The sequence below is a fragment of the Paenibacillus sp. FSL R5-0473 genome, assembly GCF_038004565.1.
Classification (GTDB): Bacteria; Bacillota; Bacilli; order Paenibacillales; family Paenibacillaceae; genus Paenibacillus; species Paenibacillus amylolyticus.
Window position 1 is genome coordinate 558,537 of sequence record NZ_JBBORL010000001.1, and the last position, 26,491, is coordinate 585,027.

At 46.7% G+C, this 26,491-nt stretch carries 24 protein-coding genes; 20 read left to right on the forward strand and 4 right to left on the reverse strand.

What is annotated here, in order from left to right:
* The first annotated feature begins 70 nt into the window (after nucleotides 1-70).
* Nucleotides 71-2,251: a HelD family protein gene (locus tag MKY28_RS02600; protein ID WP_340934711.1), complete on the forward strand. Its 2,181-nt coding sequence runs from the start codon at nucleotides 71-73 to the stop codon at nucleotides 2,249-2,251.
* A 123-nt stretch (nucleotides 2,252-2,374) separates the two neighbouring features.
* Here the strand turns inward: MKY28_RS02600 and MKY28_RS02605 are convergent, their stop codons facing one another.
* Complete coding sequence (locus MKY28_RS02605) at nucleotides 2,375-3,292, reverse strand: DMT family transporter (protein ID WP_340934712.1); 918 nt, start codon at nucleotides 3,290-3,292, stop codon at nucleotides 2,375-2,377.
* Nucleotides 3,293-3,428: 136 nt separating this feature from the next.
* Between MKY28_RS02605 and MKY28_RS02610 the strand changes: the two genes are divergently transcribed.
* Genes MKY28_RS02610 through crcB form a run of 4 tightly spaced genes read left to right on the forward strand, consistent with a single transcriptional unit; the run spans nucleotide 3,429 to nucleotide 6,460 of the window.
* Nucleotides 3,429-4,319 (forward strand): LysR family transcriptional regulator, encoded by an 891-nt coding sequence (locus MKY28_RS02610; RefSeq protein WP_076252950.1) that lies wholly within the window; start codon nucleotides 3,429-3,431, stop codon nucleotides 4,317-4,319.
* A 42-nt stretch (nucleotides 4,320-4,361) separates the two neighbouring features.
* On the forward strand, nucleotides 4,362-5,669 hold the full coding sequence (locus MKY28_RS02615) for a replication-associated recombination protein A (RefSeq protein WP_282320419.1): 1,308 nt from the start codon (nucleotides 4,362-4,364) through the stop codon (nucleotides 5,667-5,669).
* Between the two features lie 33 nt (nucleotides 5,670-5,702).
* Nucleotides 5,703-6,104 (forward strand): FluC/FEX family fluoride channel, encoded by a 402-nt coding sequence (locus MKY28_RS02620; protein ID WP_340934714.1) that lies wholly within the window; start codon nucleotides 5,703-5,705, stop codon nucleotides 6,102-6,104.
* A complete protein-coding gene (gene crcB, locus MKY28_RS02625) occupies nucleotides 6,101-6,460 on the forward strand; it encodes a fluoride efflux transporter CrcB (RefSeq protein ID WP_340934715.1) in 360 nt (119 codons plus the stop codon). The genes MKY28_RS02620 and crcB overlap by 4 nt, the downstream gene beginning before the upstream one ends.
* A gap of 131 nt (nucleotides 6,461-6,591) precedes the next feature.
* On the opposite strand, the gene mnmA is transcribed toward crcB, so the two are convergent.
* Nucleotides 6,592-7,716: a tRNA 2-thiouridine(34) synthase MnmA gene (gene mnmA, locus MKY28_RS02630; protein ID WP_340934717.1), complete on the reverse strand. Its 1,125-nt coding sequence runs from the start codon at nucleotides 7,714-7,716 to the stop codon at nucleotides 6,592-6,594.
* Between the two features lie 321 nt (nucleotides 7,717-8,037).
* On the opposite strand from mnmA, the gene cymR reads away from it, so the two are divergent.
* Entirely contained in the window at nucleotides 8,038-8,457 is a 420-nt protein-coding gene (gene cymR, locus MKY28_RS02635) for a cysteine metabolism transcriptional regulator CymR (protein ID WP_017686811.1), read from the forward strand.
* A gap of 177 nt (nucleotides 8,458-8,634) precedes the next feature.
* Here the strand turns inward: cymR and MKY28_RS02640 are convergent, their stop codons facing one another.
* Nucleotides 8,635-9,051 (reverse strand): hypothetical protein, encoded by a 417-nt coding sequence (locus MKY28_RS02640; RefSeq protein ID WP_340934718.1) that lies wholly within the window; start codon nucleotides 9,049-9,051, stop codon nucleotides 8,635-8,637.
* A gap of 132 nt (nucleotides 9,052-9,183) precedes the next feature.
* On the opposite strand from MKY28_RS02640, the gene MKY28_RS02645 reads away from it, so the two are divergent.
* The 14 genes from MKY28_RS02645 (at nucleotide 9,184) to MKY28_RS02710 (ending at nucleotide 25,208) form a co-directional block, all read left to right on the forward strand.
* Nucleotides 9,184-10,335 (forward strand): cysteine desulfurase family protein, encoded by a 1,152-nt coding sequence (locus MKY28_RS02645; protein ID WP_340934719.1) that lies wholly within the window; start codon nucleotides 9,184-9,186, stop codon nucleotides 10,333-10,335.
* Between the two features lie 164 nt (nucleotides 10,336-10,499).
* Nucleotides 10,500-11,021 carry a PRC-barrel domain-containing protein gene (locus tag MKY28_RS02650; protein WP_017686814.1) on the forward strand — a complete coding sequence of 174 codons (522 nt, stop codon included), beginning with the start codon at nucleotides 10,500-10,502 and terminating at the stop codon, nucleotides 11,019-11,021.
* A 10-nt stretch (nucleotides 11,022-11,031) separates the two neighbouring features.
* Nucleotides 11,032-11,241, forward strand: a complete 210-nt coding sequence (locus MKY28_RS02655) for a hypothetical protein (RefSeq protein WP_017686815.1) — start codon at nucleotides 11,032-11,034, stop codon at nucleotides 11,239-11,241.
* Nucleotides 11,242-11,536: 295 nt separating this feature from the next.
* Nucleotides 11,537-12,604: an AI-2E family transporter gene (locus MKY28_RS02660; protein ID WP_091027676.1), complete on the forward strand. Its 1,068-nt coding sequence runs from the start codon at nucleotides 11,537-11,539 to the stop codon at nucleotides 12,602-12,604.
* Between the two features lie 434 nt (nucleotides 12,605-13,038).
* On the forward strand, nucleotides 13,039-15,669 hold the full coding sequence (gene alaS / locus MKY28_RS02665; protein WP_074096207.1) for an alanine--tRNA ligase: 2,631 nt from the start codon (nucleotides 13,039-13,041) through the stop codon (nucleotides 15,667-15,669).
* A 242-nt stretch (nucleotides 15,670-15,911) separates the two neighbouring features.
* Nucleotides 15,912-16,172, forward strand: a complete 261-nt coding sequence (locus MKY28_RS02670) for an IreB family regulatory phosphoprotein (protein WP_036616950.1) — start codon at nucleotides 15,912-15,914, stop codon at nucleotides 16,170-16,172.
* 128 nt (nucleotides 16,173-16,300) lie between these two features.
* The gene (ruvX, locus tag MKY28_RS02675; protein ID WP_036616953.1) at nucleotides 16,301-16,717 is read left to right on the forward strand and encodes a Holliday junction resolvase RuvX; all 417 of its coding nucleotides are present in this window, start codon (nucleotides 16,301-16,303) and stop codon (nucleotides 16,715-16,717) included.
* A gap of 12 nt (nucleotides 16,718-16,729) precedes the next feature.
* Nucleotides 16,730-17,029 (forward strand): DUF1292 domain-containing protein, encoded by a 300-nt coding sequence (locus MKY28_RS02680; protein ID WP_017686820.1) that lies wholly within the window; start codon nucleotides 16,730-16,732, stop codon nucleotides 17,027-17,029.
* On the forward strand, nucleotides 17,030-17,344 hold the full coding sequence (locus MKY28_RS02685; RefSeq protein WP_036616957.1) for a DUF1292 domain-containing protein: 315 nt from the start codon (nucleotides 17,030-17,032) through the stop codon (nucleotides 17,342-17,344).
* A gap of 76 nt (nucleotides 17,345-17,420) precedes the next feature.
* Complete coding sequence (mltG, locus tag MKY28_RS02690; RefSeq protein WP_243391439.1) at nucleotides 17,421-18,461, forward strand: endolytic transglycosylase MltG; 1,041 nt, start codon at nucleotides 17,421-17,423, stop codon at nucleotides 18,459-18,461.
* Nucleotides 18,462-18,475: 14 nt separating this feature from the next.
* Complete coding sequence (locus MKY28_RS02695) at nucleotides 18,476-19,405, forward strand: peptidase U32 family protein (protein WP_222215759.1); 930 nt, start codon at nucleotides 18,476-18,478, stop codon at nucleotides 19,403-19,405.
* Nucleotides 19,406-19,422: 17 nt separating this feature from the next.
* A complete protein-coding gene (locus MKY28_RS02700; protein WP_100529071.1) occupies nucleotides 19,423-20,751 on the forward strand; it encodes a peptidase U32 family protein in 1,329 nt (442 codons plus the stop codon).
* A 234-nt stretch (nucleotides 20,752-20,985) separates the two neighbouring features.
* Nucleotides 20,986-23,274, forward strand: coding sequence for a methyl-accepting chemotaxis protein (locus tag MKY28_RS02705; protein WP_340934722.1), 2,289 nt, complete (start codon nucleotides 20,986-20,988; stop codon nucleotides 23,272-23,274).
* Between the two features lie 122 nt (nucleotides 23,275-23,396).
* Nucleotides 23,397-25,208 (forward strand): peptidoglycan D,D-transpeptidase FtsI family protein, encoded by a 1,812-nt coding sequence (locus MKY28_RS02710; RefSeq protein WP_340934725.1) that lies wholly within the window; start codon nucleotides 23,397-23,399, stop codon nucleotides 25,206-25,208.
* Here MKY28_RS02710 and MKY28_RS02715 read toward each other — a convergent pair.
* On the reverse strand, nucleotides 25,187-26,383 hold the full coding sequence (locus tag MKY28_RS02715; RefSeq protein ID WP_076319863.1) for an AI-2E family transporter: 1,197 nt from the start codon (nucleotides 26,381-26,383) through the stop codon (nucleotides 25,187-25,189). The two genes, MKY28_RS02710 and MKY28_RS02715, sit on opposite strands and share 22 nt — an antisense overlap.
* Between the last annotated feature and the right edge of the window lie 108 nt (nucleotides 26,384-26,491).

Here is a 26,491-nt window from a genome sequence, read left to right on the forward strand (position 1 = left end):
TGGGTATCCTTTTGCGTCGTCAGTGATTGGCGATGCAGAGCAAAACATATTCTTAGGAGGTAACTGAAACATGTCAGACAGCTTTCAAAGTGCCTATCAAGAAGAAGAGTACAGGTTAGAGCGAACGATGGAGGAAGTGGATAGTCAGCTGGAACGACTGCAGAACATTCCGGTATACACCGGCCACGACTTCACAGAACAAGTGCTGGAAGCTGGACGCGAAGAGCGCCGCACCGCCTTGTCCAAGAGCGCGCAGCAACCCTATTTCGGACGCTTGGATTTCGAAGAACAGGGCAGTGGTGCACGGAAACCGCTGTATATTGGCAAAATTGGCGTAGACCGCGAAGAGGTGGGAGAGCATCCGCTCGTCATCGACTGGCGTGCTCCTGTCGCAAGCCTGTTTTACTCATTTACGGGAGGGGAAGCCTCCGCTACGTATGAAGCCCCGGAAGGGCTTATTGAAGGTCTCGTATATCTGAAACGAAACGTTGTCATTCGGCAGCGGATATTGGAACGTGTGGCGGATACATATAACCGTGACAGCGACCAGCCAGCGGTATCTGATGAATTCCTCGTTTATCGTCTGGGAGAGAACAAGGATAACAAACTGCGTGATATCGTATCGACGATTCAGGCGGAGCAGGATCTAATCATTCGTGCGGCGAGAAACACCGCACTGATCATTCAGGGTGTAGCGGGATCCGGGAAAACAACGGTTGCCCTGCATCGGCTTGCCTTTTTGCTATATCAGTACAAGGAGCAGGTATCTGCGGAGAAAATGGTTATTTTTGCACCCAACCACATGTTCTTGGATTATATCTCGGATGTGCTTCCGGAACTTGGAGTAGGGGACATTCAACAGCGGACATTCCCGGATTGGGCGATGAACCTGCTGGGGCTGGAGATGCCTTTGGCGGATACGTCGGAGACATTGAACACCTGGTTCGAAACACCAGATGCGCGTCCTGAATTGAATGATGATGTACCTGGGCGTTACAAAGGATCCATCCGTTTCATGGAGCTTATTCGTGAGTGGCTGTCGGGCATGGAAGAAGAATCCGTGCCGGATATGGACTTCAGTCCATGGGATGGCAAGGTGCTTAGCAAGACGGAGATCGAAAACTGGTTCGGTGAGGAATACAAGCATTATCCACTAGCCAAACGCAAAGAACGGGTCATGGCGCGGGTTCACCGCTGGATTGAGATGGAACTTAAGAAACCGATGCCAGAAGCTGTGCGCAAAGAACGCAAGAAAAAAGCGTCTACTCGTGAGAAAGCTTATGCCAAAAAATGGCCTCAATACGAGCCGCTTACGTTATACAAACAGTTGTTCAAAGCTACAAAGGGCGGCTCTGTGCCAGCCTCGCTCAGTGGGCTTATTCCAAAACTAGTCATGAAACAAACGGCAGCAGATCTGAAGCAGGATATCGTCCGTGAAGAGGATTTACCTGCATTAGTATACATTCATACAATGGTCCATGATATTGAGGGTTCGGAGCGGTTTGATCATGTCGTGATTGATGAAGCGCAGGACTTTTCTCCTTTTCATGTGGCGTTATTGGATCAGTTCGTCAAAGGGCATTCCTTCACCATACTGGGTGACTTGTCCCAAGGCATTCATGAGTACCGTGGTGTTCATGCGTGGGAAGAGATGAGTTCTTTATTTCCTGAGGAACAGAATGCATACTTTGCATTGACCCGAAGTTATCGTTCGACGATGGAAATTATCGACTACGCAAATACGATCCTGGAAAGTGGCGTCAAGAGCGGGATTACGGCGATCCCTGTTTTCCGTAGTGGTGATCCAGTTCGTACATTAGCTTATGGAGACGAAGGGCGGACGGCGAGTCTGGAGCAGGCTTTGAAGGTGTTAACGGTCAAAGACTACCGAACAGTCTCCATCCTGACCCGTACACTCCATGAAGCAGAGGTGCTTCACCGTGACCTTCAGGCCGCAGGCTGGGATCTAAACCTGATCGATGGTGGAAAAAAGCAGTATACGGGTGGACACTCCGTTTTGCCTGTCTATCTGTCCAAAGGGTTGGAGTTTGATGCCGTTATTGTGGCAGACGTAGATCAGAAGCATTATTTGCCAAATGCAGGTGATGCAAAGCTGTTGTACGTTGGTTGTACACGGGCCTTGCACGAATTGTGGTTGTTCCACGAGGGTGATTTGCCAGAATACGCGGCTGCAACACATAATCCCGACGGCGAGTCCGTAACCATTCAGGGTTGGCCAGAGCTTGGTTAGATAAAGTTTCTTTATACAACAAAAGGCATGACGTTCATGGGAAAGTCCCATAAGCGCATGCCTTTTTTGCTTTTGTGCGAGAAATGATTAATTTTCCAAGGAAGAACGATGAAGAAGTTCAAGTTATGTTACGCTATTTCTCATTCTGGATGAGCGACGGTTCACCAGGAATATACCAACACCAATAAATAAACCGCCCGCCAATGCAAACCACTGAACGTGTTCTCCTAGTAAAATCCAACTCGATAATACACCAAAGAACGGTGCCAGAAACAGATACGAACTGGTTTGGGCTGGGTCACTATTCTGAAGCAGATAAAACCAGAGTGAAAACTGAATAATGGAGCAAACAAGCGTTAACCAGAGCAGCGCCATAACCGAGGTGGTATTGACCATAAAGTGAGGCTGTTCAGTCCATAAGCTCAGTAGAAGAAGCGCAGCACCTCCCGCGAGCATCTGATAGGCTGTTAAGACAAAAGTATCGTAACCATTGCCCCAGCGTTTGATGAGCAATGTGGACACGGCAAAGGAGATCGCTCCACCAAATCCAATCCAGGTTCCGGGGCTAAAGCTCATCTGCCATCCAAAAGTTAACATAATTCCGATGAAACCGAGTATAACACCGATCCACTGACTGAAACGGTAGGTCACTCTATATAAGAGAGCACTGAGGATAATGACCAGTAGCGGATTGGTAAACGTAATAATGGCGGATTCACCGGATGTAATCCAGTTCATGCTGTAGTAGGCGCAGCCCATCACTCCTGCGGATTGGAACAGGCCAATAAGGATTATTTTCAACCAAGACTGCCATCCAGTAGGCAAAGGACGTTTACGAAGGAACAAGGCCATCAAGCCACCTGCCAGTATATAACGTATGCCCATGAGCAGGAAAGGTGGGGCATATAACATGCCGATCTTGCCAACTGGAAAAGAAGTGCCCATGATTAACGTTGTCAAAATGATCAAGATGGTATACTTTAAGGGTTTTATGCTTCGGGTACCTGTGATCAGAGCAACTCTATTTTTCCAGTATGTCATGCTGAACACTCCTTATCATCATCCAGTCAGATGACTGGTTTGGGATCTACATGAATTGTAGTCCGGTTTACACATGAAGTATAATGATTGGTAATGAAGCGGATATCATTTTGAATGATGTCAGAGTGGAGGGACCATGGAGAGCGGGGATCTTAGAATATTTCAGTGTGTTGCACAGGAAGGGAATCTGACCAAAGCTGCCTCTAAACTGGGGTATGTTCAATCCAACGTAACGGCACGAATTCGGCATCTGGAAGCAGAAGTAGGTACAACGTTGTTCATTCGTCATAACCGAGGCATGACGTTATCTCCAGCCGGAGAGATGCTGCTGACCTATGCAGATAAAATTATTGGCTTGCTGAATGATGCTTCCAAGGCGCTTCGGGCGACGAGCACACCATCGGGTCCAATGCGAATAGGTTCTACACAAACCTCAGCGGCCGTGCGGCTACCTGAACTTTTCGTCAGATATTACAAACAGTATCCAGATGTCTCCTTGTCACTGGTTACTGGCAATTCGCAGATGCTTATGGATCAGGTTATTGGGTATGAATTGGAGGGAGCATTTATAGGCTGTCCCTGTGATCATCCTGATATCGTTTCTATTCCCGTATTTGATGAGGAACTATTTGTTGTCTATTCTGGTATGGGTCCTACGGATGAAGATCTTAAGAGTAAACCTATTCTTGTCTACAGCATGGGGTGTTCCTATCGTCAGGTTTTGGAGGAATGGTTAGAGGTGGGTGGTGTTACCCGTCCAGTAATTATGGAATTCGGAACCCTTGAAGCGATTATTAGTGGAGTTACGTCCGGTATGGGAATTTCCTTATTACCAGAGATTGTGATTAGGCATCAGATCAAAAATGGATTATTGCGCACGCATACACTCCCCGTAGGTATGAATCGCATGATGACTCATTTTATTACTCGCAAGGATACCTTTGTCAGCAGTGCGCTTCATGCATTTATGGCTATGTTACCGCGAGAGTATGATATGATAGAGAGTGGAGAACCATCAGAAGTATAATTGTAATCAAGGCAAGGCAATCCGTTAAGGAAGTGATGAGCAATGGATTTATTTTCGTTTCAACAGGACTCAAAACCACAAGCTAGACTGCTCGCGGACCGCTTGCGGCCAGAGCATCTGGATGAATATATTGGACAGGAACATATTATTGGACCAGGGAAATTACTCCGGCGCGCCATCGAGGCTGATCAGATTTCGTCCATCTTGTTATACGGCCCTCCGGGATGTGGCAAGACAACCTTGGCACATATTATTTCCCAGCAAACGCAAGGACAGTTCGTACGTCTGAATGCAGTGGAAGCTTCCGTCAAGGATGTGCGTGAAGTTATCGAACAGGCCCAAACGAACAAACAGCTGTATGGAACAAAAACCATTTTGTTCCTCGACGAGGTACATCGGTTTAACAGTTCACGTCAGGATGCGCTATTGCCAGCGGTAGAGAAGGGTACGATTATTTTTATCGGCGCAACAACAGAGAATCCCTTTCATTATGTCAATGGAGCCTTGATGAGTCGCTCCACCCTGTTCCAGCTGGAATCGCTGAACAAGGATCATTCCCTAATTGCAATGCGCAGAGCATTGAGTGATGTGGACAAAGGTCTGGGGTTCATGGAACTACAGGCGGACGATGAGGCGCTAGAGCATATTGCCACGATGGCCAACGGAGATATTCGGCGTGCGCTTAATGCGCTTGAACTGGCTGCGTTGACCACGCCACCGGAGAAGGATGGGTCCATTCATATTACGCTTGGTGTAGCTGAAGAGTCTATTCGGCGTCCCATTGTGAAGGCAGATGAATCCACACAGTATGATGTGCTGTCTGCATTTCACAAGAGTATTCGGGGTTCCAGTGATGCGGCGTTGTTTTGGTTTCTATACGCGGTGGAGAAGCTCGGCATGGACCCGATGACCTTCATTCGGCGTCTGATTGCAGCGAGCAGTGAAGATATTGGACTTGCGAACCCGCAAGCCATGACTCAGGCGATTGGAGCACTTGATGCGTACCGAAATAACGGCTGGCCCGAAGCCAAGCTGAACATTGCACAAGCGATTCTGTTCGCGGTCGAAAGTCCAAAATCAAATGCGGTGTACACCGCCATTTCCAAAGCCATGAACGCGATTGATGAGGTGAAATCGGCAGAAGTTCCGCTTCACTTGCGAGATACGCATTACTCGGGTGCCGTGAAGCTTGGACATGAGGGTTATCAATATCCACACAACTATCCGGGGCATTACGTGAAACAAGAATATTTGCCAAAGCAGCTCTCACGGAGAGTATTCTATGAGGCAACGGAGCAGGGTAACGAATCGAAGATCAGGCTGAACCAACAGCGGCGCAGAGATCTATAAGATCAGACAGATCATTCGGGAGATGTACAAAACATGAAAGAGCTTTTGTATATAGGGGCGGGTGGATTTCTCGGTACATTAACCCGATATGCTATACAGTTAGGGATACCAACTGTCCATGGGGGGTTCCCATGGGCAGTGCTGTTAATCAATGCGATGGGCAGCCTTTTTTTGGGTTGGTTCTTTACCATAGCTGTTCCAGGCAAAATAACACCACAACTACGACTGGCGATTGGTACAGGTTTTACTGGCGTATTTACGACATTTTCCACGTTTACACTGGATATTGTTCGTTTATCCGAAGGGGGCGAATGGATCAGTGCCGCTATTTATATGATCGTGAGTCTGTTGGCAGGATTGTTGCTCTGTGCGCTGGGAATGAGCCTTGGACATCGTATGTTGGGAGCACAAAGACAAGAGGGTGATGCCTCATGATCCTGTGGATTGGTTTTGCAGGTGTGCTGGGTGCGGTACTGCGTTACAGTCTGGGAAAATGGGTCTCTGGCTTGCTGGGAACGGCTTTTCCATGGGGAACATGGATCATCAACATCAGTGGTTCATTGTTGCTTGGGTTGTTATATGGGTGGCATGAATCTGCAATGATCTCAGATGGAATCTGGGTGATGTGGGGAACCGGATTTTGCGGTGCGTACACCACGTTCTCTACCTTTGGTTATGAGACGTTAGGACTTATGGGTCGACAACGATACGCAAGCGCGGCGCTCTACGTTGTAAGTTCGGTTCTAGTTGGGGTGTTGGCCGCCTGGGCAGGAGTCTGGTTGACTGCATAACGAACTATTTTTTATTTTTTTGCAAAAATAAGCAGGAAAAAAGCCATCCTTCATGGTATACATGAAAGACGGCTTTTTTTATAGGGATACACGGTATTGTGTATAATCCGCATTTTAATGGACAAGCTCTATTATTGCATTGCGGGTACAGGTACTTTTTGCACCTGATCGATCGTACCCCCACCCAGGCAGACCTCTCCGTCGTAGAAAACAACGGCTTGTCCTGGCGTGATGGCTTTTTGCTGCTGGTCAAATTGTACATCCACACTTCCATCTTCCTGCCAGGTCAATGTTACACCTTGATCCGGCTGACGATAGCGGAATTTGGCAGTACAACGGTATGGCACATTAGGCATGTGCTCTGCACCAGCAATCCAGTTCACACCCGTTGCGGTAAGACCAGTGGAGTACAGGCTTGCATGGGCATCGCCCTGAACAACAAGCAGTTGATTCTTCTCCAGGTTCTTGTCTGCAACAAACCAGGGTTCACCATTGCCGGAACCACCAATGCCAAGACCTTGGCGCTGTCCAAGTGTGTAGTACATCAGACCGTCGTGGCGACCTTTGACTTCACCGGTTGCGATATCAACCATGTCTCCACCTTTGGCAGGCAGATAGTTACTCAGGAACTCTTTGAAATTACGCTCACCGATGAAGCAGACACCTGTGCTGTCTTTTTTCTTGGCAGTATACAAACCAGCCGTTTCTGCGATTTTGCGTACTTCCGGTTTGGGCAGATGACCAATCGGGAACATGGCTTTGGACAGCTGGTTCTGATTGAGTGCGTTAAGGAAATACGTTTGATCCTTATTGTTGTCCACACCACGAAGCAACTTGAGAGTGCCATCTTCTTCAATCAGACGAGCATAGTGTCCTGTAGCTACATAATCTGCGCCGAGATCCAGAGCTTTGTTCAGGAATTCACCAAATTTGATCTCACGATTACACATGACATCCGGATTTGGTGTGCGACCCGACTTATATTCATCAAGGAAATAGGTAAATACTTTATCAAAATATTCTTTCTCGAAGTTGACAGTGTAGTAAGGAATGCCGATCTGTTCACATACGCGGCGTACATCCTCTGAATCTTCTTCAGCGGTACAGTGGCCGAACTCGTCGGTGTCATCCCAGTTTTTCATGAAAATGCCGATGACATCGTACCCCTGCTCTTTCAGCAGCAGTGCGGTAACGGAAGAATCGACACCTCCGGACATGCCAACGACGACCCGTGTATTTTCAATTGTTTTGGACATCGTTATCACCATTTCTATATATAAATGTGTTTCGTTTCTTATTCTAGCATAACCGGACTCAAGATACGATACACCCGGCCAATTTTGGATAGTGTCCACCACAGGTGCACATTTTGGAATATCGTCAATCTTTCTTTTCCATAAAGCATGCAGATATGTTAACATTAGCTGAGGGTTATGATCGGAATACGGAGGATTAGAAGGTTTATGCTAATCTCAATGCATCTCCGCTGTGGACAGATCGTGAAACAGACGGTCATGGACCATAGGATTAAATATAAAGTTTCCAATCGTTTCTGAAAATTGAAAGAGGTGACTCCTTTGAAAATATCGACAAAAGGCCGTTACGGCCTCACAATCATGATGGAGCTTGCTGCCAGAATAGGCGAAGGCCCTACATCACTTAAAAGCATTGCTGAGCGCAACCAGCTCTCGGAGCATTACTTGGAGCAACTGATTGCTCCACTGCGTAATGCAGGACTGGTGAAAAGCATTAGAGGTGCTTACGGCGGTTATATCCTTGCGGGTGATCCTGCAACCGTGACTGCAGGCGATGTAATCCGTGTACTGGAAGGGCCAATCTCTCCAGTAGACTTCACGGAGGAAGATGATCCGGCGAAACGTGATCTGTGGTTGCGTATTCGTGACGGGATTGCGGAAGTATTGGATTCCACAACACTGAAAGACCTGATTACCTTCCAGGATCAGGACAAAAAAGATAGCTACATGTTTTACATTTAAGATCATTAATTCGCATCACAGAAGACACAATAAAGCCCCCAACTTGGGGGCTTTAGATATGCCAATGGGTACTTTGTTCTTCAATTTCTACAGATCATTTTAATTGAGCAGGGCTATGTATTCAGCCGCGGGATTAACAAGATGGTCAAGTGTGAACTTAACTGGATCACTTGTAAATCAGCGACTTTTTAAGGTTTCTATATCAGCTTCCATGCGTAACTGACGGCGATTCAAAATATCAATGCTGTGCTGATGGGTATTTAATTCGGTAGTTACTTTGCGTTCAGAGACAGAGTGGGAAGCGTCAAGACGTTTCGTAACGGTTAGTGTTTCCAGAACAGCTTGTTGAAGAAGCGGAATGTTTTTAGTTTGTTCCTCGATGGTGTCCAATCTGCCATCTACCTTATCGAGCTTGTCGTCAATAACATTAAGTGTGCGATCAACAGTGTCGAGTCTGCTCTCTACGGCACCGAGCCTCTCTTCCATAGTATCAAGCCGGTGGTCTATTTTTCCTAGATGTCCATCAATACTGTCGAATCGTTTGTCCATTTGTTGAAGCTGATTCAGAATCTGCCCGAGAATGGGATCACTCATGTCTCTCTCTCCTTTTTGAAATGGATATATAACATTATACACGAAGATGTGACAATAGAGCATCCGTTTCAATTTCCAATTTTAATAGTTTGCCATGAGATAGAAATTTAACATATAACGGGGTGAAGATAAATGAAACGAATTTATTTGGATCACGCCGCATCGACACCTATGCATCCACAAGTCGCAGAAGCGATGATGAACGTCATGACAGGACAATTTGGCAATGCATCAAGTATCCATGCCTTTGGGCGTGAGGCCAAACGGACTGTCAGCGGAGCAAGGGATGTCATTGCGGCGTCTTTGGGCTGTTTCCCGGACGAATTGGTATTCACCGGAGGTGGCACGGAGAGCGACAATCTGGCAATCTTTGGAGCAGTGGCATCCAGGCAGGATGAGGGGAAACACGTCATTACGACCGCAATTGAGCACCATGCTGTCTTGCATACGTGTCAGGAATTGGAGCGGCAAGGTTATGAAGTAACCTATCTATCTGTTGATCAATATGGACGAATAAATCTGGATGAGTTGCGAGAGGCCATTCGACCGGATACGGTGTTAATTACCATGATGTATGCCAACAATGAAGTAGGCACGATTCAGCCGATCCGCGAGGTGGGTGAGCTTGCCCGTCAGCATAATATCCTTTTCCATACCGATGCAGTTCAGGCTCTGGGCAGCCAGAATATTTCCTGTAAGGATATGCCTGTGGATCTGATCAGCTTCTCTGCGCATAAAATCAACGGGCCTCAGGGTGTGGGTGCACTCTATGTACGGCGAGGAATTGTGCTGGAAGCAAGAGCTCACGGTGGGTTGCAAGAACGTCAGCGTCGCGCTGGTACGGAAAATATCGCAGGAATTACCGGATTTGCAGAGGCGCTCAAGATTGCATCAGCACAGACGGAGGCGCATCGCCAGCATGATTTGGAATTGCGTAAACTTTTGTTGGAACAGCTTGAAATTCATGTGGGAACGGAGCACTTTCACGTGAATGGACACCTGGAGCATACGCTGCCAAACATCCTGAATATCAGCTTTCCGGAAGTGTCCACAGAGACGATGTTAATGAATCTGGATATGGAAGGGATTGCTGTTGCAAGCGGTTCTGCCTGCACTTCCGGTTCACTTGAAGTCTCTCATGTGCTCAAAGCGATGAAATTGCCTGAAACATTTTTACACTCTGCGATTCGATTTAGCTGGGGATTGGGTAATACTACGGAAGAAATCATGATAACCGCCGAAAAAATTGGAACCATTCTTGGACGACTGCGTAATAGACCCTAAGGGGAACTTTACACATGGAACAGAAGGAGGGAAGAAGTTCCATTTCATCGGTTGGATAGAAGCGGTTTTGATGATCGGCGTCTGATTGCCACTCATCAACTTTGGGCATACCTAGCAATAGCGCCGCGCCTATTTAATGATAAGAAGATGAGGGGGACCCAGCGATGAAGCTTCAGGAAATGATCGGACTTGCCGTTTTTGATGTTGAGGACGGGAAGCAGGTCGGTAAAATCCAGGATTTCATTGTGAATGATGATTGGGAGATCGAAGGCATTGAGCTTGAGAACAAAGGTCTGTTTACCAATCATGTCAAAATCGTGCAGTGGCAAGATATCGTTGCCTACGGCGAAGATGCCGTCATGATCCGTAATCAACAGGCTGTCCGCAAGACGGGAGCCGACGACATAAAATACACGTACCTCCTCGGTCGGTCTAAATTGAAGGAGATGTCCGTGCTCACCGAAGAAGGTTTGCTGCTCGGGCGTGTCTCCGATGTTTATTTTGACCAAGAGTTGGGAAATACAATAATAGGGATTGAAATTACGGACGGTTTTGTGTCCGATCTGATCGAGGGCCGCAAATGGCTGCCATGTACAAGCGATATGTCCATCGGGGAAAGTGCCATTATGGTGCCGTCTCTGAGTGAACAACGCTTGGAAAATGCCATTCATTCTGTTAATGGATAGGTGAATGAATATGAAATGTCCAAACTGTAGTTCCAAAGATATCGGGAAAATTGGTTCCCACCAGTTTTATTGCTGGGGATGCTTTATCGAATTAACGGTGAACGGTGAGAAAATGTCTGTATATCAGGTGGAAGAAGACGGTACGCTGAGTTCCCTGGATGATCTGTTTTTCGGGGACGAGCTGCCACAAGACTTCCCTCATCTTCACGCTTCTTCTTAATAAGCAGAATAACTTCCTCTATATGCGGTTTCATGACAATGTCTGTCATGGGAGGCTGTCGTTAATTGTTGGCAGATGTATATAGATGCGGTTACATAGTGGTTCGGCTGGTGTATGGTTGATTATATGCTAACCTATACTGCAAAATGCGCTTCCTTCTCTGATGAAGGAGGCGTTTTTTCGGGTTTAAGAAAAAATGTTCGGATTGCTCCTTTCCACTTCTGCGCTGTGTTAATAAATATTACCTTTCCTACATATACTGACTCTCAGAGCCAGTCCAAAAGGAGAGATGCAAGTGGAGCAATTAACCAAAAACAAGCTGTTCCGTTACGCGATCTGGCTGCTGCTCGGATTGATCATTTTATATTTTATTTGGCTGCTGCGGCCTTTACTGCTTCACATATATGCGTTCCTGAAAACAGTGCTGGCACCCTTTATCGTAGCCCTTATCATATCCTATGTACTTAATCCGATTGTCAGCATGCTGGGAGGGCGCAAGGTGCCGCGTACAATTGCGGTTCTACTCATATATGCCTTTTTCCTGACCTGCCTCGGTGTCATTCTGATGAATGTCATTCCGGTATTGATTGAACAGCTGGGGGAACTCAACGAGCATATGCCGGAGCTATCCATGCGTGCACAGAGCCTGATGAACAATATGGATCACAAATTAATGCCGCCAAGTGTGCGAACAGGCATGAACAGTTGGTTTTTTCAGATGGAGGATCGACTAACTCAGGGAATTACCGTGCTCATGGACAATATCGGGGCGACCATTAATGTGTTATTTAATGTGTTTATCGTGCCATTTCTGATCTTTTATATGTTAAAAGACTTTGAGGTGTTTGAGCGCACCATTGTGGCGTATCTTCCGCGTTCACGTCGTAAAGCGATTGTCTCGGTGATGAAAGAGATCGATACTGCACTGGGGAACTACATTCGGGGACAGTTTATTGTCTGTGTCATTGTTGGTATCTTTGCCTACATTGGTTATATCATCATTGATATGCCGTATGCCCTGCTGCTTGCAAGCATTGTAGCTGTGTTTAACATCGTGCCCTATCTGGGGCCGTTCCTTGGAGCTGCTCCTGCTGTGGTCATGGCATCAACCGTATCGTTTAAAATGGTGCTACTTGTTGTCATTGTGAACACACTGTGCCAGGTGTTGGAGAGTAACGTTATTTCTCCTCAGGTGGTGGGACGTACGTTGCATCTGCATCCACTGTCGATTATATTTGCACTGCTCGTCGGAGGTGAACTGGCAGGCATTGTAGGTTTAATTCTGGCAGTACCTGTTTTTGCCGTGCTGAAGGTGATTGTGCAACACTTTTTCGCCTATTACATCAAACGAAGGACCGACTAAATAACAGGGTTAAAACATCAACGAGGCCGCGTTGACACCCGCTTGTGCTACCGATATAATGAGTGTGTATGTTGAGAACATGAAATCGATGATGAAATAAAGTACGCCGAGGGTTCCTTTCCTCAGAGAATAGACTTCTTCGGATCAGGGTGAGCCTGAACTGATGGCTGGAAGAGTCTTGAAAGATGAAGCGGCGGAAAGCTAATTTCGGAGTGCAGGACAACCCTGCCGGGAGCGACCGTTATTTCGCATGAACGAGGAGATTGTTTGTTTGTCCGGGCAGCAAGGGATGAACAGCAATAACCAGGGTGGTACCGCGATAACATCGTCCCTGATTATTCAGGGGCGTTTTTTGTGTTTATTTTTACAAAAACAATGTTGACCAACCGGAGCGAATACGCAACGGACTATTATAATTAATGGGGGCATCCAGTATGAAAGCCAGTGAAATCCGGTCCAAATGGATAGAGTTTTTTGCAAGTAAAGGTCACAAAATCGAGCCGAGCGCATCGCTCGTGCCTCACAACGATCCTTCCCTTCTGTGGATCAATGCAGGTATGGCACCGCTCAAACCATATTTTGACGGACGTGAGAAGCCGGAGAACCCGCGTCTAGCGAACTCCCAAAAATGTATCCGTACCAATGATATCGAGAATGTTGGTAAAACGCGTCGTCACCATACGTTCTTCGAAATGCTTGGCAACTTCTCTATTGGAGATTACTTCAAGGAAGAGACCGTAACATGGGCTTGGGAATTCTTGACCAGCAAAGAGTGGATCGGATTCGATCCGGAACGTCTTTCCGTAACGGTATATCCGGAAGATGAAGAAGCTTTCAAACTATGGAACGAAAAAGTAGGACTGCCTGCTGAGCGTATCATTAAATTGGATGAAAACTTCTGGGATATCGGCGAAGGCCCATGTGGACCTTGTACCGAGATCTTCTATGACCGCGGCGAAGCTTATGGAAACGACATGAGTGATCCTGAAATGTATCCAGGTGGGGAAAACGAACGTTATCTGGAAGTATGGAACCTGGTATTCTCCCAGTTCAACCATAACAAGGACGGTAGCTACACACCGCTTCCTAACAAAAACATTGATACAGGTGCAGGTTTGGAGCGTTTTGCTTCCATTCTGCAAAATGTGGATTCCAACTTCGACACAGACCTGTTCCAACCGATGATTCAAAGAACAGCCGCTCTTGCGGGTGTGAAATATAACGACAGCGTAGAGATTGATGTTGCATTGAAAGTCATTGCCGATCATATCCGTACGGTTGCTTTTGCAGTAGGTGATGGCGTTCTGCCAAGTAATGAAGGACGTGGATATGTCATCCGTCGCTTGCTTCGTCGTGCAGTTCGTTATGGAAAAGTGCTTGGGCTTGACCGTCCATTCCTGTATGAACTGACAACAACCGTTGGTGAAGTGATGGGCATGTACTACCCTGAGGTAGTAGACAAACAGGAGTTCATCGCCAAAGTAATCAAAACCGAGGAAGAGCGTTTCCACGAAACACTCACAGATGGTCTGGCTATTCTGGCTGATATCAGCGGCACAGCCAAATCCGAAGGACGCACGGTTATTAGCGGCCCTGAAGCTTTCAAGCTGTATGATACGTACGGTTTCCCGTTTGACCTGACAGAAGATTATGCTGCAGAGCATGGACTGACTGTGGATCGTGAAGGTTTTGATGCTTCCATGCAGAAACAACGTGAGCTTGGACGTGCTGGACGTCAAGAGAACGAGAGCATGAAAGTTCAAGGCGGACCACTTGCTGATCTGGAGGTTAAAAGCGAGTTTGTTGGTTATACTGACCTGTTGACGGAAGCAAAAGTGGTAGCCATCGTAGCTGGTGACGCCCTTGTTGAATCTGTAGGCGAAGGACAGACGTGTCAGGTTGTTCTGGACAAGACTCCGTTCTACGCGGAAAGTGGCGGTCAAGTGAGTGATCAGGGCTTGCTGCGAGGGGCTGGTGTATCAGCGAAAGTACAAGGTTTGTTCAAAGCTCCACTTGGACAACATGTACATCTGGTGACTGTGGAGTCTGGTGAACTGCGTGTAGGTGATGTGATCAACGCCGAAGTGGATTCAGCAAAACGTGGCGACATTATCAAAAACCATACGGCTACCCACTTGTTGCACAAGGCACTCAAAGATGTGCTCGGAACACACGTAAACCAGGCAGGATCGCTCGTAGAGCCACAACGTCTGCGGTTTGACTTCTCTCACTTCGGTAGTATTACGCCGGAAGAGTTGACAGAGATTGAACGTCAGGTGAATGAACAGATCTGGAATCGTCTGAACGTGAACATCGAGCTGAAAGCTATTGATGAAGCTAAAGAAATGGGTGCAATGGCCCTGTTTGGCGAAAAATATGGAGATATTGTACGTGTTGTTCAAGTCGGAGACTACAGTTTGGAACTTTGTGGCGGCTGTCACGTAAATAATACTTCAGAGATTGGAATCTTCAAACTGGTGAGCGAGAGCGGAATTGGCTCCGGCGTACGCCGGATCGAAGCTGTAACTGGCCGCGGCGCATATCTGTATGTGGAAAGCCAGTTGGAACTGCTTAAACAATCAGCAGCACTGCTCAAAGCAAATGTGGCTGATGTACCTAAACGGATTGAAGGTCTGAACCAACAACTGAAAGAAGCAGCCAGAGAGACTGAATCCCTGCAAAGCAAGCTGAGTGCCATGGAAGCTGGTCAATTGACCGATCAAGTGGTACAAGCAGGAAATACACAATTGCTGGCAGCACGCGTAGATGCTCCAAACATGGATGCGCTGCGTACAGTGGCAGATGAGTTGAAAGTAAAATTGCCTAACGCGGTACTCGTATTGGGTGCTCCAGCGGACGGCAAAGTGAATTTTGTTGTGGCAGTACCTGCTGAACAAGTAAAACAAGGATTACACGCAGGCAAAATCGTCAAAGAAGTCGCAGCAGTATGCGGCGGCGGTGGCGGTGGACGTCCAGATATGGCGCAAGCCGGAGGTAAGGATGCGACCAAGCTGGATGAAGCGCTGAAACTGGCGGTTTCGCTGGTTAGCGGGCATAATGCATAAATCCATTGAACGGCTTTCAATCGTCAAAAAATAAATCGAAATGGTTCTGTTCGTTTATTTTTTGTACCCGAGAGCGTGTGGAATCGAATGATGCAATATGCTGAAGCCAGTAAAGGACAAGCAAAAAACACAATTGCCTTATCCTTTGTTTACTTGTGGCAGTCAGAATATGTTATTATATAAACAGAAATCAATTCGGCAGGACATGGTCCCCATGTTCATGCAGGAGCGAGGTGTCATCAATGGACTCCATGGATAAGACGGTTAAATTTAATGTGAAAGGTGACGAACAGGAAGCATCATCCAAAGAGATTCTTCTCACGGTATATGATGCATTGGTCGATAAGGAGTATAATCCGATCAACCAGATTGTTGGGTATCTGATTTCTGGAGACCCGGCATACATTCCTCGTCACAACAACGCACGTAGTCTGGTCCGTAAAAAGGAGCGCGATGAGCTGATTGAAGAGCTTGTACGTTCCTATCTGGCCAATCACCGGTAATGTACGCCGCTTCCGCTGTGTTGCAGCCTTGCAGGCAGCGGGAAATGAACCGACAGAAGACAGCCTGAAGCTTGAGAAGGCGATTATTTGTAATCGACCTGAGCAGGCCCCAGGATGGGAGAGCATGGATGAAAATATTAGGTTTGGACTATGGGGACCGAAGAATCGGAGTTGCCGCGAGTGACGCCTTCGGTTGGACTGCCCAGGGATTGGAAGTGCTAGAACGCCGCCGTGATGAAGGCGAGTTCGCTCGGATTGCCGAACTTGTGCGTGAGCATGAGATTAGTGAGATCGTAGTCGGACTTCCCAAAAACATGAACGGCACCGTAGGACCGCGCGGTGAGATATGCATTGCTTTTGCCGATCGCCTGCGGGATGAACTGAATTTACCTGTTCACCTTTGGGATGAACGGCTGACAACCATGGCAGCAGAACGTACGCTGATTGAAGCGGATGTCAGTCGGAAAAAACGCAAGCAGGTTGTGGACAAAATGGCCGCAAGCTTGATTTTGCAAAATTATTTGGATGCCAATAGTAGAAGGTGAGGGGGATCAACAATGGCTGAAGATCAACTGGGTATGGAAGAAGAAGCGGAAATTATTTACATTGCGGATGACGAGGGTAATGAAGAGGAATTCGAAGTCATCATGAAGTTTGAAGTAGATGGTTCGGAGGCCAAGTACATGATGGTTGCTCCGGTTGAACCTGAAGATGGCGAAACGGATGTATATGCATTCCGTTATGAAGAAGAGGGCGACGATATTAAACTTTTCGTCATCCAAGATGATGCCGAATGGGATATCGTCGAGGAGACGTTTAATACATTTCTTGCTGAAGATGAAGAGGAAGCGAACTAAATGACGGAATATAATCGCAAAGACCTGAAATGGACAGATTCACTGCGTCTGGCATTCGGTGCTCATGTTGAGCTCGAGGAAGAGAACGGTAAATCACAACCGTATGACTTGTTGGCTGAGTTCGAAGTGAACGGTCAGCAGTACGCGGTGCTCCGCAGTTCGTTGCGACCTTATGACGAGGTTGAACTTCTGCGGGTATCACCTGGAAGTGAAGACCAGATCATGCCAGAGTTAGTTACGATCGACGATGATGATGAGTGGGAGAACATCTCGGAACTGTATGATGAGTGTACACTCCCCATTGACGAAGATTAAATCAGCTTCAAATTGAAGAAACCGGGAGGGCGGAGAAGTCCGCTCTTTTTGGTTGTGTAAAGGAGTTGTTTCTTTTTTGAAAGGGAAAGCAATTGTAGTCATACTGCTTATCATTGTAGTTCTTGTCGGAGGCGCAGGCGGTTACGTGTGGAGTATGATGCGTCCTGTGGAAGCTTCTACAGAACCGGTCGTATTCGAGATTAAGAGCGGATCGGGAACTTCGAAAATCGCGGATCAGCTTCAAGAAGAAGGCCTTATCCGAAGCGGGTTAACCTTCAAAGGGTATTTAAAGTGGAAGAAACTAGGTTCTAATTTCATGGCGGGTACATATTCAATGAATCCTGGCGTGACATATGATGAGATTGTTAGCAAGCTGAGTAGTGGCGAAGTTGTACCGGAAGAAATGGTGAAATTTACGATTCCGGAGGGTTATAACGTTCTGCAAATGGCGGGTAAGCTTTCTTATGAGCATGTAGTAGATCGGGATGAATTCATCAAGCTGGCCAATGATCCTTCGGCCTTTGATGTAGATATCATCAAAGATATTCCAGTGGATGAAGAACTTCGCTACGTATTGGAAGGGTATCTATTCCCGGAGACGTATGAGCTGAAAAAGGGAAGTTCCACGCATGATGTGATGCAACGGATGCTGGAAGAATTCCAGACCAAGATTAATTCCATTCCTGATTTGGAAGCCAAGCTCCAGGAAAAGAACCTTTCCCTGCATGAACTGCTGACGATCGCGTCACTCGTGGAGAAAGAAGTTGTAGTGGACGAGGAACGTGCTCTGGTTGCAGGTGTAATCTACAATCGGATCAATCAGGATATGAAGCTGGAGATTGATGCTACCGTGCAATATCTGCTCGACAGACCGAAGGAACGATTGTTTTTCAAGGATCTAAAGGTGAAAAGTCCCTATAATACGTATCTGAACAAAGGCTTGCCACCAGGTCCAATTGCCAGTCCAAGTCTTCCGTCCATTGAGGCAGCGCTAAATCCGGAAGCTTCGGAGTATCTGTTCTATGTGACAAAAAAGGATGGCTCGTCTGGACATCTATTTGCCAAAACGTATAAGGAACACCAGCAAAATATAGCCAAAAGTAAGGCTGCGCAATAAGCGGAGGGGATTATATGAGTAAGAAACATGAACTGCTCGTTACAGCAGCGAATGTGAAAGAGGCAGAAGTGCTTCTCCAGGCTGGAGCAGATGCTCTGGTCATTGGAGATGATCGATTCGGCATGCGTCTTCCAGGCAGCTTTAGCGTGGAAGAGACTGCAGAGGTGGTTGCCATTGCAGCCAAACATCAGGCGCGTGTGTATGTATCCATGACTAATCTGATGTCCAACGAACTGTTGAAAGAATTGCCTGAATATGTTCAAGCACTTGGCAGAATCGGTATTGATGGTGTGGAGTTTAATGATCCATCCGTGCTGGCTACCATGAAGGAATACGCGCCACATGTGAAGTTGCACTGGAATGCGGAGATGACTTCAACGAACTATGCGACGGCCAACTATTGGGGAACCAAGGGAGCGAGTCGCGTTGTACTTGCCCGAGAGCTGAATATGGACGAGTTGACGGAAATGGTTCCTTTTTTGAAGGTGGAAGCTCAGGTTCAGGTGCATGGCATGACGAATATTTATCATTCCAAGCGCAGTCTGGTACAAAGTTACATGGCTCATCAAGGGCGGCCGGTTGAGGGACATCTGGGCAAAGAACGGGGATTGTTCCTGATCGAGGCTGAACGTCGGGATGAGAAATTCCCGATCTACGAGGACATTAACGGTACACACATTATGAGCTCAGAGGATATATGTATCCTCGAAGATCTTCATCTGTTGATGGAGGCGGGTGTGCACAGTTTCAAAATTGAAGGTATGTTAAAATCACTCACCTACAATGAAGCTGTTGTACGTGCATATCGGACAGCGATTGACAGTTATATAGCCGATGCTGATGCATATGCGTTCTCTGAAGAGTGGCTCGCTGAGGTGCGGAAGTTACAGGACCCTGAACGTGAATTGTCGTTTGGATTTTTCTATAAAGAACAAGTGTATTAATAGACGAGGTGAACAGAATGGAAACAGTGGCGGTACAGCGGAAGTTTTCGGGGAAACGTAACCGTCTGGACAAACCGGAGCTGCTAGCTCCAGCGGGTAATCTGGAAAAACTGAAATTTGCAATCCATTACGGTGCAGATGCCGTATATATCGGTGGACAGGCCTATGGACTGCGTTCCAACGCGGATAACTTTAGCTTTGAAGAAATGCGTGAAGGTGTGGAGTTTGCCAAAAAGTATGGAGCCAAGGTGTTCGTAGCGACAAACATCTATGCACATAATGAGGATGTTGAAGGTATCGAAACGTACCTGCAAAACCTCTATAATGCGGGAATCTCTGCAATCATCGTAGCTGATCCAGCTATTATTGAAGTAGCGCTTCGTGCTGTGCCAGGCCTTGAGGTACATCTAAGTACTCAACAATCCACACTCAACTGGCAAGCCGTGAAGTTCTGGAAAGATGAAGGACTTCCACGTGTTGTTCTCGGACGTGAGACCAGCTTTGAAGAGATTGAAGAGATCAAGGCCAATGTGGATATCGAAATTGAAGCCTTTATTCATGGGGCGATGTGTTCCTCGTATTCCGGACGTTGTGTGCTCTCCAATCACTTTACGGATCGGGACTCCAACCGGGGCGGCTGTTGCCAGTCTTGCCGCTGGAAGTATGATCTGTTCGAGGATGCGAGAGAAGATACGGTGTGGGTCAGCGAAGAGGACATGCAGATGAAGGCCCCTGCGCCATTCAAACTGGGTGAGAACCAGCTTCCCCTGTTCGAGGAACAGGATAATTCATTCTCCATGGGATCAAAGGATCTGTGCATGATTGGCCATATTCCCGAGTTGATTGATGTGGGTGTGGACAGTTTCAAGATCGAAGGACGTATGAAATCGATCCACTACGTGGCAACCGTGGTTAACGTATACCGTCAAGCCATTGACGCCTATATGGCAGACCCGGAAAATTATGTTCTGAAACCTGAATGGGTTGAAGAAATGAACAAAGCGGCAAATCGCCCGCTGAATACCGGATTTTTCTATGATACACCAGATCATGAAGATCATATCTATGAACCGGAAGAAAAGGCTGTACCTTTTGACTTCGCTGGATTGGTTATGGGGTATGATGCTGAAACAGGAATGGCAACCATTCAACAGCGCAATCACTTCAAACCAGGGCAGGAAATCGAATTTTTCGGTCCGGGAGGTCACTTTTTCAAACAGGTGGTCGGCGAAATACAGGACGAAGAAGGCAATGTTCTAGATGCTGCTCGTCACCCGTTGCAACTGATTAAAATGAAGGTAGATCAACCGGTTTCGTACTTCGATATGATGAGAAAAAAGAAGTAGGCTCAAATACCTACAATGTGTCAATATTGTATTATGATTTAACAACATAGTGTTATGAAATTTACATGGGGACCTCCGTTTATCGGCAGATGGGGGTCTTTTTTTTATAGAAAAATAGGAATAAAGTTGTAAAATATTTCTGGAAAGTGAAAGGGGAACGAAGAAAGCTGTCGAATACTACATATTTATAGGGGAGAGAAAGAAAAATCCAACAAGTAAATAACTGGCAGGTGAATGGGAATGGTTCAAAAGAAGCAGAAAGACAGTGGGGAGCAAGTGATAAAATCCGAGCAGGTTAACCCTGAGCAGGTTCAGAAAGTGAAGAAAGAAAAAGTAGGTAAAAGTAAAATTACAGGGAATGGGAAAAAATTACTTAAGTTTGACCGTAGTAAATTGAAGCTGGGCTGGATCAAGACTGATTGGGTGAAGAAACAATTTAAAAACCGGGATTGGAAAAACCTTGGAGGGTCTTCTTTCCAACAGATTAAGAAGGCAAATCCGGTTAAATCCGTAGGGGTTAAACTGTTTTTAATCTTTTTTGCGGGAATTATGATTTTTGTAGTAAGTTTAGGTCTATTATCCTATTCGAAGGCGAAAGGTACGATAGAGAAAAATGCCTCGCGTGCCAATCAGGAGACCATTGATCAGACCAAACAAAAAATGGACATTATTCTGGAGAGATTTGTCGATACATCCACACAGATTTTCTTTGATCCGGAAATGCAGTCCTTGCTACAAAAAATGTCAGATACGAATTTGACTGCGTATGATACATTCGTGAACTCAAGTTCAATCAACAAGCAACTGTCCAATGTTGCATTTACAAATAAATCTATGGAAGCGATTTATTTGGTACCTACGGACGATACAAAGTCCATTATGGGTACCGGCAGCAACAGTTCATCCATGGGCAGCATTCGCCAGGAAGCATGGTACAGTGAGTTAATTGAGGCGGGCGGTTATCGCTGGCTTCCAACAGAGGTCAAAGAAGATGGCTCAACGCCAACGTTTAAAATTGCACGTTCCATGAAAAACTTGCAGGGGACTACTCAGTCGTATGTTCTGGTTATTGAACTGAAACTGGAAGTTTTGGAGGAACAATTGAAATCGCTTGATCTTGGGCCAGGAGCTATTCTTCAACTAATTGCTCCGGATAATAAAGTGGTTGCATCCTCCATCTCGGATCGTACAGGACAAGAAACAGAGCTTGCATTTGTCAAAGAGTTGACCGAACCAGCAGGTAGTACAAATACGGAGTATACGGTAGATGGCAAATCTACGGAAATGCTGGCTGTATACAGTACGATGGATACATCCAGTTGGAAACTGGTTGGTATGATACCTACCTCTGTTTTGGTTCAGGACGCAAAAGGCATTCTGACTCTGACCCTGTGGATGGCGCTGATTGATGCGGGGATTGCAGTATTGATCGGGATCTGGATGGTGCGTATGATCGCTCGTCCACTCGGCAAATTGAAAGACCTGATGCAGGAAGGTGCGAAAGGTAATCTTAAAGTTCGTACACCATATAGCTCCCAGGATGAAATTGGTCAGCTCTCGACCGCCTTCAATCTGATGATGGAGCAGATCACTAAGCTGGTTGAACAAACCAATCGTTCTGCGCAGGAAGTATTGGATACGGCCTCTGAGCTGAGCAGTGCATCCAAGAAAACGGCTGTGTCTGCTTCGGAGATTGCCGTAGCTACAGAAGAGATCGCAGGCGGTGCAGGCAGTTTGGCAACCGAAGCGGAACGTGGCAATGAATTAACTGACAATATCTCTCGTCAGATGCAGAGTGTAATCGCTGCTAATGAACAGATGGGTGATTCTGCTCGTCATGTAGAGAAGTCCAGTCAGACAGGAACACAACATCTGAATCAGTTGATGACCAAAACCCAGAAGACAGAAGAAATGATTGGTGCACTGGTGAATAAGGTTGATTCACTGAAAGAGAGTACGTCTTCTGTTCTGAAAGTGCTTGAAGTGCTGCAAAACATAACGAAACAGACAAATATCCTTTCCCTGAATGCAACCATTGAAGCAGCACGTGCCGGTGCAGCCGGACGCGGATTCATGGTGGTGGCTGATGAGGTTCGTCAGCTCGCGGCTCAATCCAGACAATCCATTGAGATGGTTGGAGAGATTACAGACAAAATCATGACTGAAATGAATGAGACCGTGGATGCTTTGTCTGCAGCCTATCCGTTATTCAAGGAACAGATGGATGCGGTTAAAGACACCAACGTCATCTTTGCTTCCGTGCAGGAACAGATGGGTGCATTTGTGGAACGTCTGGGTATGGTGACAGGTTCTATTGGAGATTTGAACAAATCTCAAGGTACGTTGTCTGAAGCCATGAGCAATGTCAGCGCTGTAGCTGAAGAATCTTCTGCAACGTCCCAAGAAGTAGCTTCCTTGAGCAGTGAACAGCAAAATATCAGTAACCAGCTGGTCAATCTGTCTGGCAAACTGGAGAATGTGTCTACTGAACTGAAAGAAACCTTGTCACGCTTTACGGTGTAACAAGTCAAGGTTGAAATGAGGAGAACCTGTCCCGCACATGGGACAGGTTTTCTTTTTGTTTACCGGATAATTCCAAGCCATATCAGCGATAATATGTCAAAACGACAAAAGGTGAGATTGGGATGCATCTCCTTGCGAAACGGCGAATCTATATAACTTGTATTCTTCTAACTCTTGTCTTTGGATTGCTTATATTACGATTGGGATGGGTCCAGATCGTTCAGGTGAATCAGACGATGCCTGGATTTCACCGAACGGTACGTGAAATGTCTGTATTGCAGCGTGAACGCGGGGTGATGCTTGACCCGGGGCGGGGGCAATTTACGGATTACAAGGGTGAGGCGTTGACCGGTAAGCTGCAATGGGGACTGGTTCTTTTTCCACAGACAAGTCCATTAGAGAGATTACGCAAGCAAGGGGCTTTAGAAGGCTCCGAGATGATACAGTTGGCAGCTATATTACATACCGATCCGGATCAATTGAAGAAGGAATGGAAGCAGGAAAGTATACCTCATTTCTGGACAGCAGGTACACATCAGCCTGTTCATTTGAACGCTGCTCAGGTGGAGCGCCTACGTAGTTTGCACCTGCAAGGAGCTGGCATCTATCCGATGATGACAAGGTACCTTCAGGGGCACACAGGAATGCAGTGGATGGGTTATCTGGCTGAACAGCCTGAGTCCTCCAAAGTTCTAACTGGGCATCAGGATGAAGTAAAACAGCCATTTGCCATGAAATCAGGGGCGGCTGGACTGGAGAGGACACTTGAACCGTTGTTAAGGGGAATTGGCCCTACGCTTGTATCACGCATGGTTTCGGGTGGTGGGGAGATTATCCCTGATATTCAGCCGCACGTCATTGCACCGACCAATAGCCATTATCCTTTACGAGTAGAAACCACTGTGGATGCTGAGTTACAGCGTGGGTTGGAGGAGTTGACGCAAGAATCTGGATTACAAGAAGGGGCTATTGTTGTGTTAGATGCCGCTAACGCAGATGTTCGCGCCATGATCTCCCGCCCTTTCTATCAGCCACAACATGTGGACCCCAAGCAATCGGCCTGGGGGAATCGTGCAGTACAGGGAGCCGTACCGGGTTCCATTTTCAAAATTGTCACTGCGGCTGCTGCTTTCGAGTATCATGCGGTTTCTAACGGAGAAGAATTCCATTGTGGTGGTGAGTACGGAAGATATGGGTTGTCTTGCTGGAAGGAGCATGGTCATGGAGACTTGAATCTGGAGCAAGGATTCGCTGAGTCTTGCAACATCGTATTCGCAGAAACGGCGCGCAGGCTGAGTATGGAACAACTGGAGAACACGGCTGATCGTCTGGGACTCGCGCGTCCAATTGGCTGGGAAGGGAAGCAGATGGCAGGAATGCCTGTGTTACGACACTTTGATCATGAGGATCACGGGCGTGTGAGAACAGAGGCTGTTTCTTCTGCTGATGAAGGTGCAAAAATACAGACAGCAATTGGTCAGCGAGATGTCTTGGTCACACCGCTGCAAGCTGCCAATCTGATCGTTACACTGTTACATGATGGAAAGGTTAGTGCCCCACGTCTCGTTAAGCGCATCCGATATGCGGATGGTGGCACCATGTTGGAAATGCCCTTGCATGATTCACCTTCAGCATCAGGACAGATTGCTCCCGCAACAGCGCATAAACTGTTATCCTGGATGAATAAGGTAGTTCGTGAGGGAACAGGAAAATCCCTGCAGCGTGCGCGGTGGCATGTTGCAGGGAAGTCAGGTACAGCTCAGGTACAGAAACATGGAGAGAAGCGCAACAATCAATGGTTCATTGGTTATGGACCGGTAGAACAACCCCAATATGCTGTAGCTGTTCTTGTTCAAAATGTCTCTCCTGACAGCCAACATCAGGCGACGGCTCTCTTCAGGAAGGTGATGGACTATTTGGCGGAGTCCTCATGATCCTTCGCAGGAACGGGACGTTGTACAGTAGATTCGGCAGAATTCGCTGAGGCCTTATTAACGGGTGGGTCCATGACCAATGGAGAGGATTCAAATTCATCTTTTGGCAGGTGAATCCACTTTTGCAGGTAGCCTTGTTGTAACAGTTCTTTCAGAAGGATCAGAAGCACTGGAGATAACACTACACCAGCCAGGCCAAAGATCGAAAGGGAGATCAGCATAAACGAAAGCATCAAGTACGCCGAAGATACACCAATCGAGTTACCCGATATTTTTGGTTCCAGCAATTGTCTTGTCAGCATCGTCACTGCCAGAATCACAATCAGGCCAATCGCCAGGCTACTATTGCCAATAATGAATAAGTAGACGATCCATGGAATAAATACAACAGGAACGCCAAGCAAGGGTACCAGATCAAAAACCGCACAGACTGCTGCAATGGTAAAGGCGTTAGAGGTTCCCAAAATCAACAGCCCTGCATAAATCAATACAAACGTAATGAGCATCATGATCATCTGTGCCTTCAGATACGAGCGGATTGTTTTGAACACGTGATTACGCATGAATTCAATAGCTAACTTTAATGTTTTGGGCGTTTTCGCACGGGCGAACTTGCGCCAGGATTCAATCTCGATACTGAGGAAAAATGCCAGAATAATCGCAATTCCGAAGTTCGTAATAAACGAAGAGAATGAACTGAGGAAACCTACTACGAATTGCGCTCCGCTAGTTACCCATTTGGACAGGAACCCGGTCAGTGTTGCAAAATAATCATTCGCTTTTTCCATAACTCCATCAGGGAGAGCGTCTGACTTGTCCTGAATGAATAACACCAGATTGGTGAATTCACGTTGTATCATTTCAATGTATACGGGGAAATTATCTTGAAGATTGGAAATTTGTGAAATGATAATCAAGCCTACCCCAAAAAAGGCAGCGACAATTAATGCAAGAAACAACAAGACGGAGATGGCGGCTCCAAGTGTCTTGGGCAATCCTTTGCGATGTAAAAATTTGGCCAGCGGTTCAATCATCCAATACACAATGAATGATAGAAAGACCGGTGCAGCCACATGGTATAATTGACTGAAACCGTACATGATCACATACACGGTTAATACGAGCAATGCGATGTCAAAGACAGTTCGCCCGTATTTTTTGTACAGCGGTAGCATGGACATGGCTCCTTTGATGGCAATAATTAGATTGTATTTATTGTACACGATAGCTATCTTTTTGGGAAAACAGGATTCAAGAAAAGTCTGAACTATGATAAAATTAAA

Bases quoted from the DNA above. Each gene is read 5' to 3' on its own strand.
- MKY28_RS02600 (WP_340934711.1), top strand. From the start codon at position 71: ATGTCAGACAGCTTTCAAAGTGCCTATCAAGAAGAAGAGTACAGGTTA.
- MKY28_RS02680 (WP_017686820.1), top strand. From the start codon at position 16,730: ATGGCTGAAGATCAACTGGGTATGGAAGAAGAAGCGGAAATTATTTAC.
- MKY28_RS02650 (WP_017686814.1), top strand. From the start codon at position 10,500: ATGAAGCTTCAGGAAATGATCGGACTTGCCGTTTTTGATGTTGAGGAC.
- MKY28_RS02710 (WP_340934725.1), top strand. From the start codon at position 23,397: ATGCATCTCCTTGCGAAACGGCGAATCTATATAACTTGTATTCTTCTA.
- crcB (WP_340934715.1), top strand. From the start codon at position 6,101: ATGATCCTGTGGATTGGTTTTGCAGGTGTGCTGGGTGCGGTACTGCGT.
- MKY28_RS02640 (WP_340934718.1), bottom strand. From the start codon at position 9,051: ATGAGTGATCCCATTCTCGGGCAGATTCTGAATCAGCTTCAACAAATG.
- MKY28_RS02645 (WP_340934719.1), top strand. From the start codon at position 9,184: ATGAAACGAATTTATTTGGATCACGCCGCATCGACACCTATGCATCCA.
- MKY28_RS02605 (WP_340934712.1), bottom strand. From the start codon at position 3,292: ATGACATACTGGAAAAATAGAGTTGCTCTGATCACAGGTACCCGAAGC.
- MKY28_RS02715 (WP_076319863.1), bottom strand. From the start codon at position 26,383: ATGCTACCGCTGTACAAAAAATACGGGCGAACTGTCTTTGACATCGCA.
- MKY28_RS02670 (WP_036616950.1), top strand. From the start codon at position 15,912: ATGGACTCCATGGATAAGACGGTTAAATTTAATGTGAAAGGTGACGAA.
- alaS (WP_074096207.1), top strand. From the start codon at position 13,039: ATGAAAGCCAGTGAAATCCGGTCCAAATGGATAGAGTTTTTTGCAAGT.
- MKY28_RS02695 (WP_222215759.1), top strand. From the start codon at position 18,476: ATGAGTAAGAAACATGAACTGCTCGTTACAGCAGCGAATGTGAAAGAG.
- ruvX (WP_036616953.1), top strand. From the start codon at position 16,301: ATGAAAATATTAGGTTTGGACTATGGGGACCGAAGAATCGGAGTTGCC.
- MKY28_RS02615 (WP_282320419.1), top strand. From the start codon at position 4,362: ATGGATTTATTTTCGTTTCAACAGGACTCAAAACCACAAGCTAGACTG.
- mnmA (WP_340934717.1), bottom strand. From the start codon at position 7,716: ATGTCCAAAACAATTGAAAATACACGGGTCGTCGTTGGCATGTCCGGA.
- MKY28_RS02620 (WP_340934714.1), top strand. From the start codon at position 5,703: ATGAAAGAGCTTTTGTATATAGGGGCGGGTGGATTTCTCGGTACATTA.
- MKY28_RS02700 (WP_100529071.1), top strand. From the start codon at position 19,423: ATGGAAACAGTGGCGGTACAGCGGAAGTTTTCGGGGAAACGTAACCGT.
- MKY28_RS02610 (WP_076252950.1), top strand. From the start codon at position 3,429: ATGGAGAGCGGGGATCTTAGAATATTTCAGTGTGTTGCACAGGAAGGG.
- MKY28_RS02655 (WP_017686815.1), top strand. From the start codon at position 11,032: ATGAAATGTCCAAACTGTAGTTCCAAAGATATCGGGAAAATTGGTTCC.
- MKY28_RS02705 (WP_340934722.1), top strand. From the start codon at position 20,986: ATGGGAATGGTTCAAAAGAAGCAGAAAGACAGTGGGGAGCAAGTGATA.
- MKY28_RS02685 (WP_036616957.1), top strand. From the start codon at position 17,030: ATGACGGAATATAATCGCAAAGACCTGAAATGGACAGATTCACTGCGT.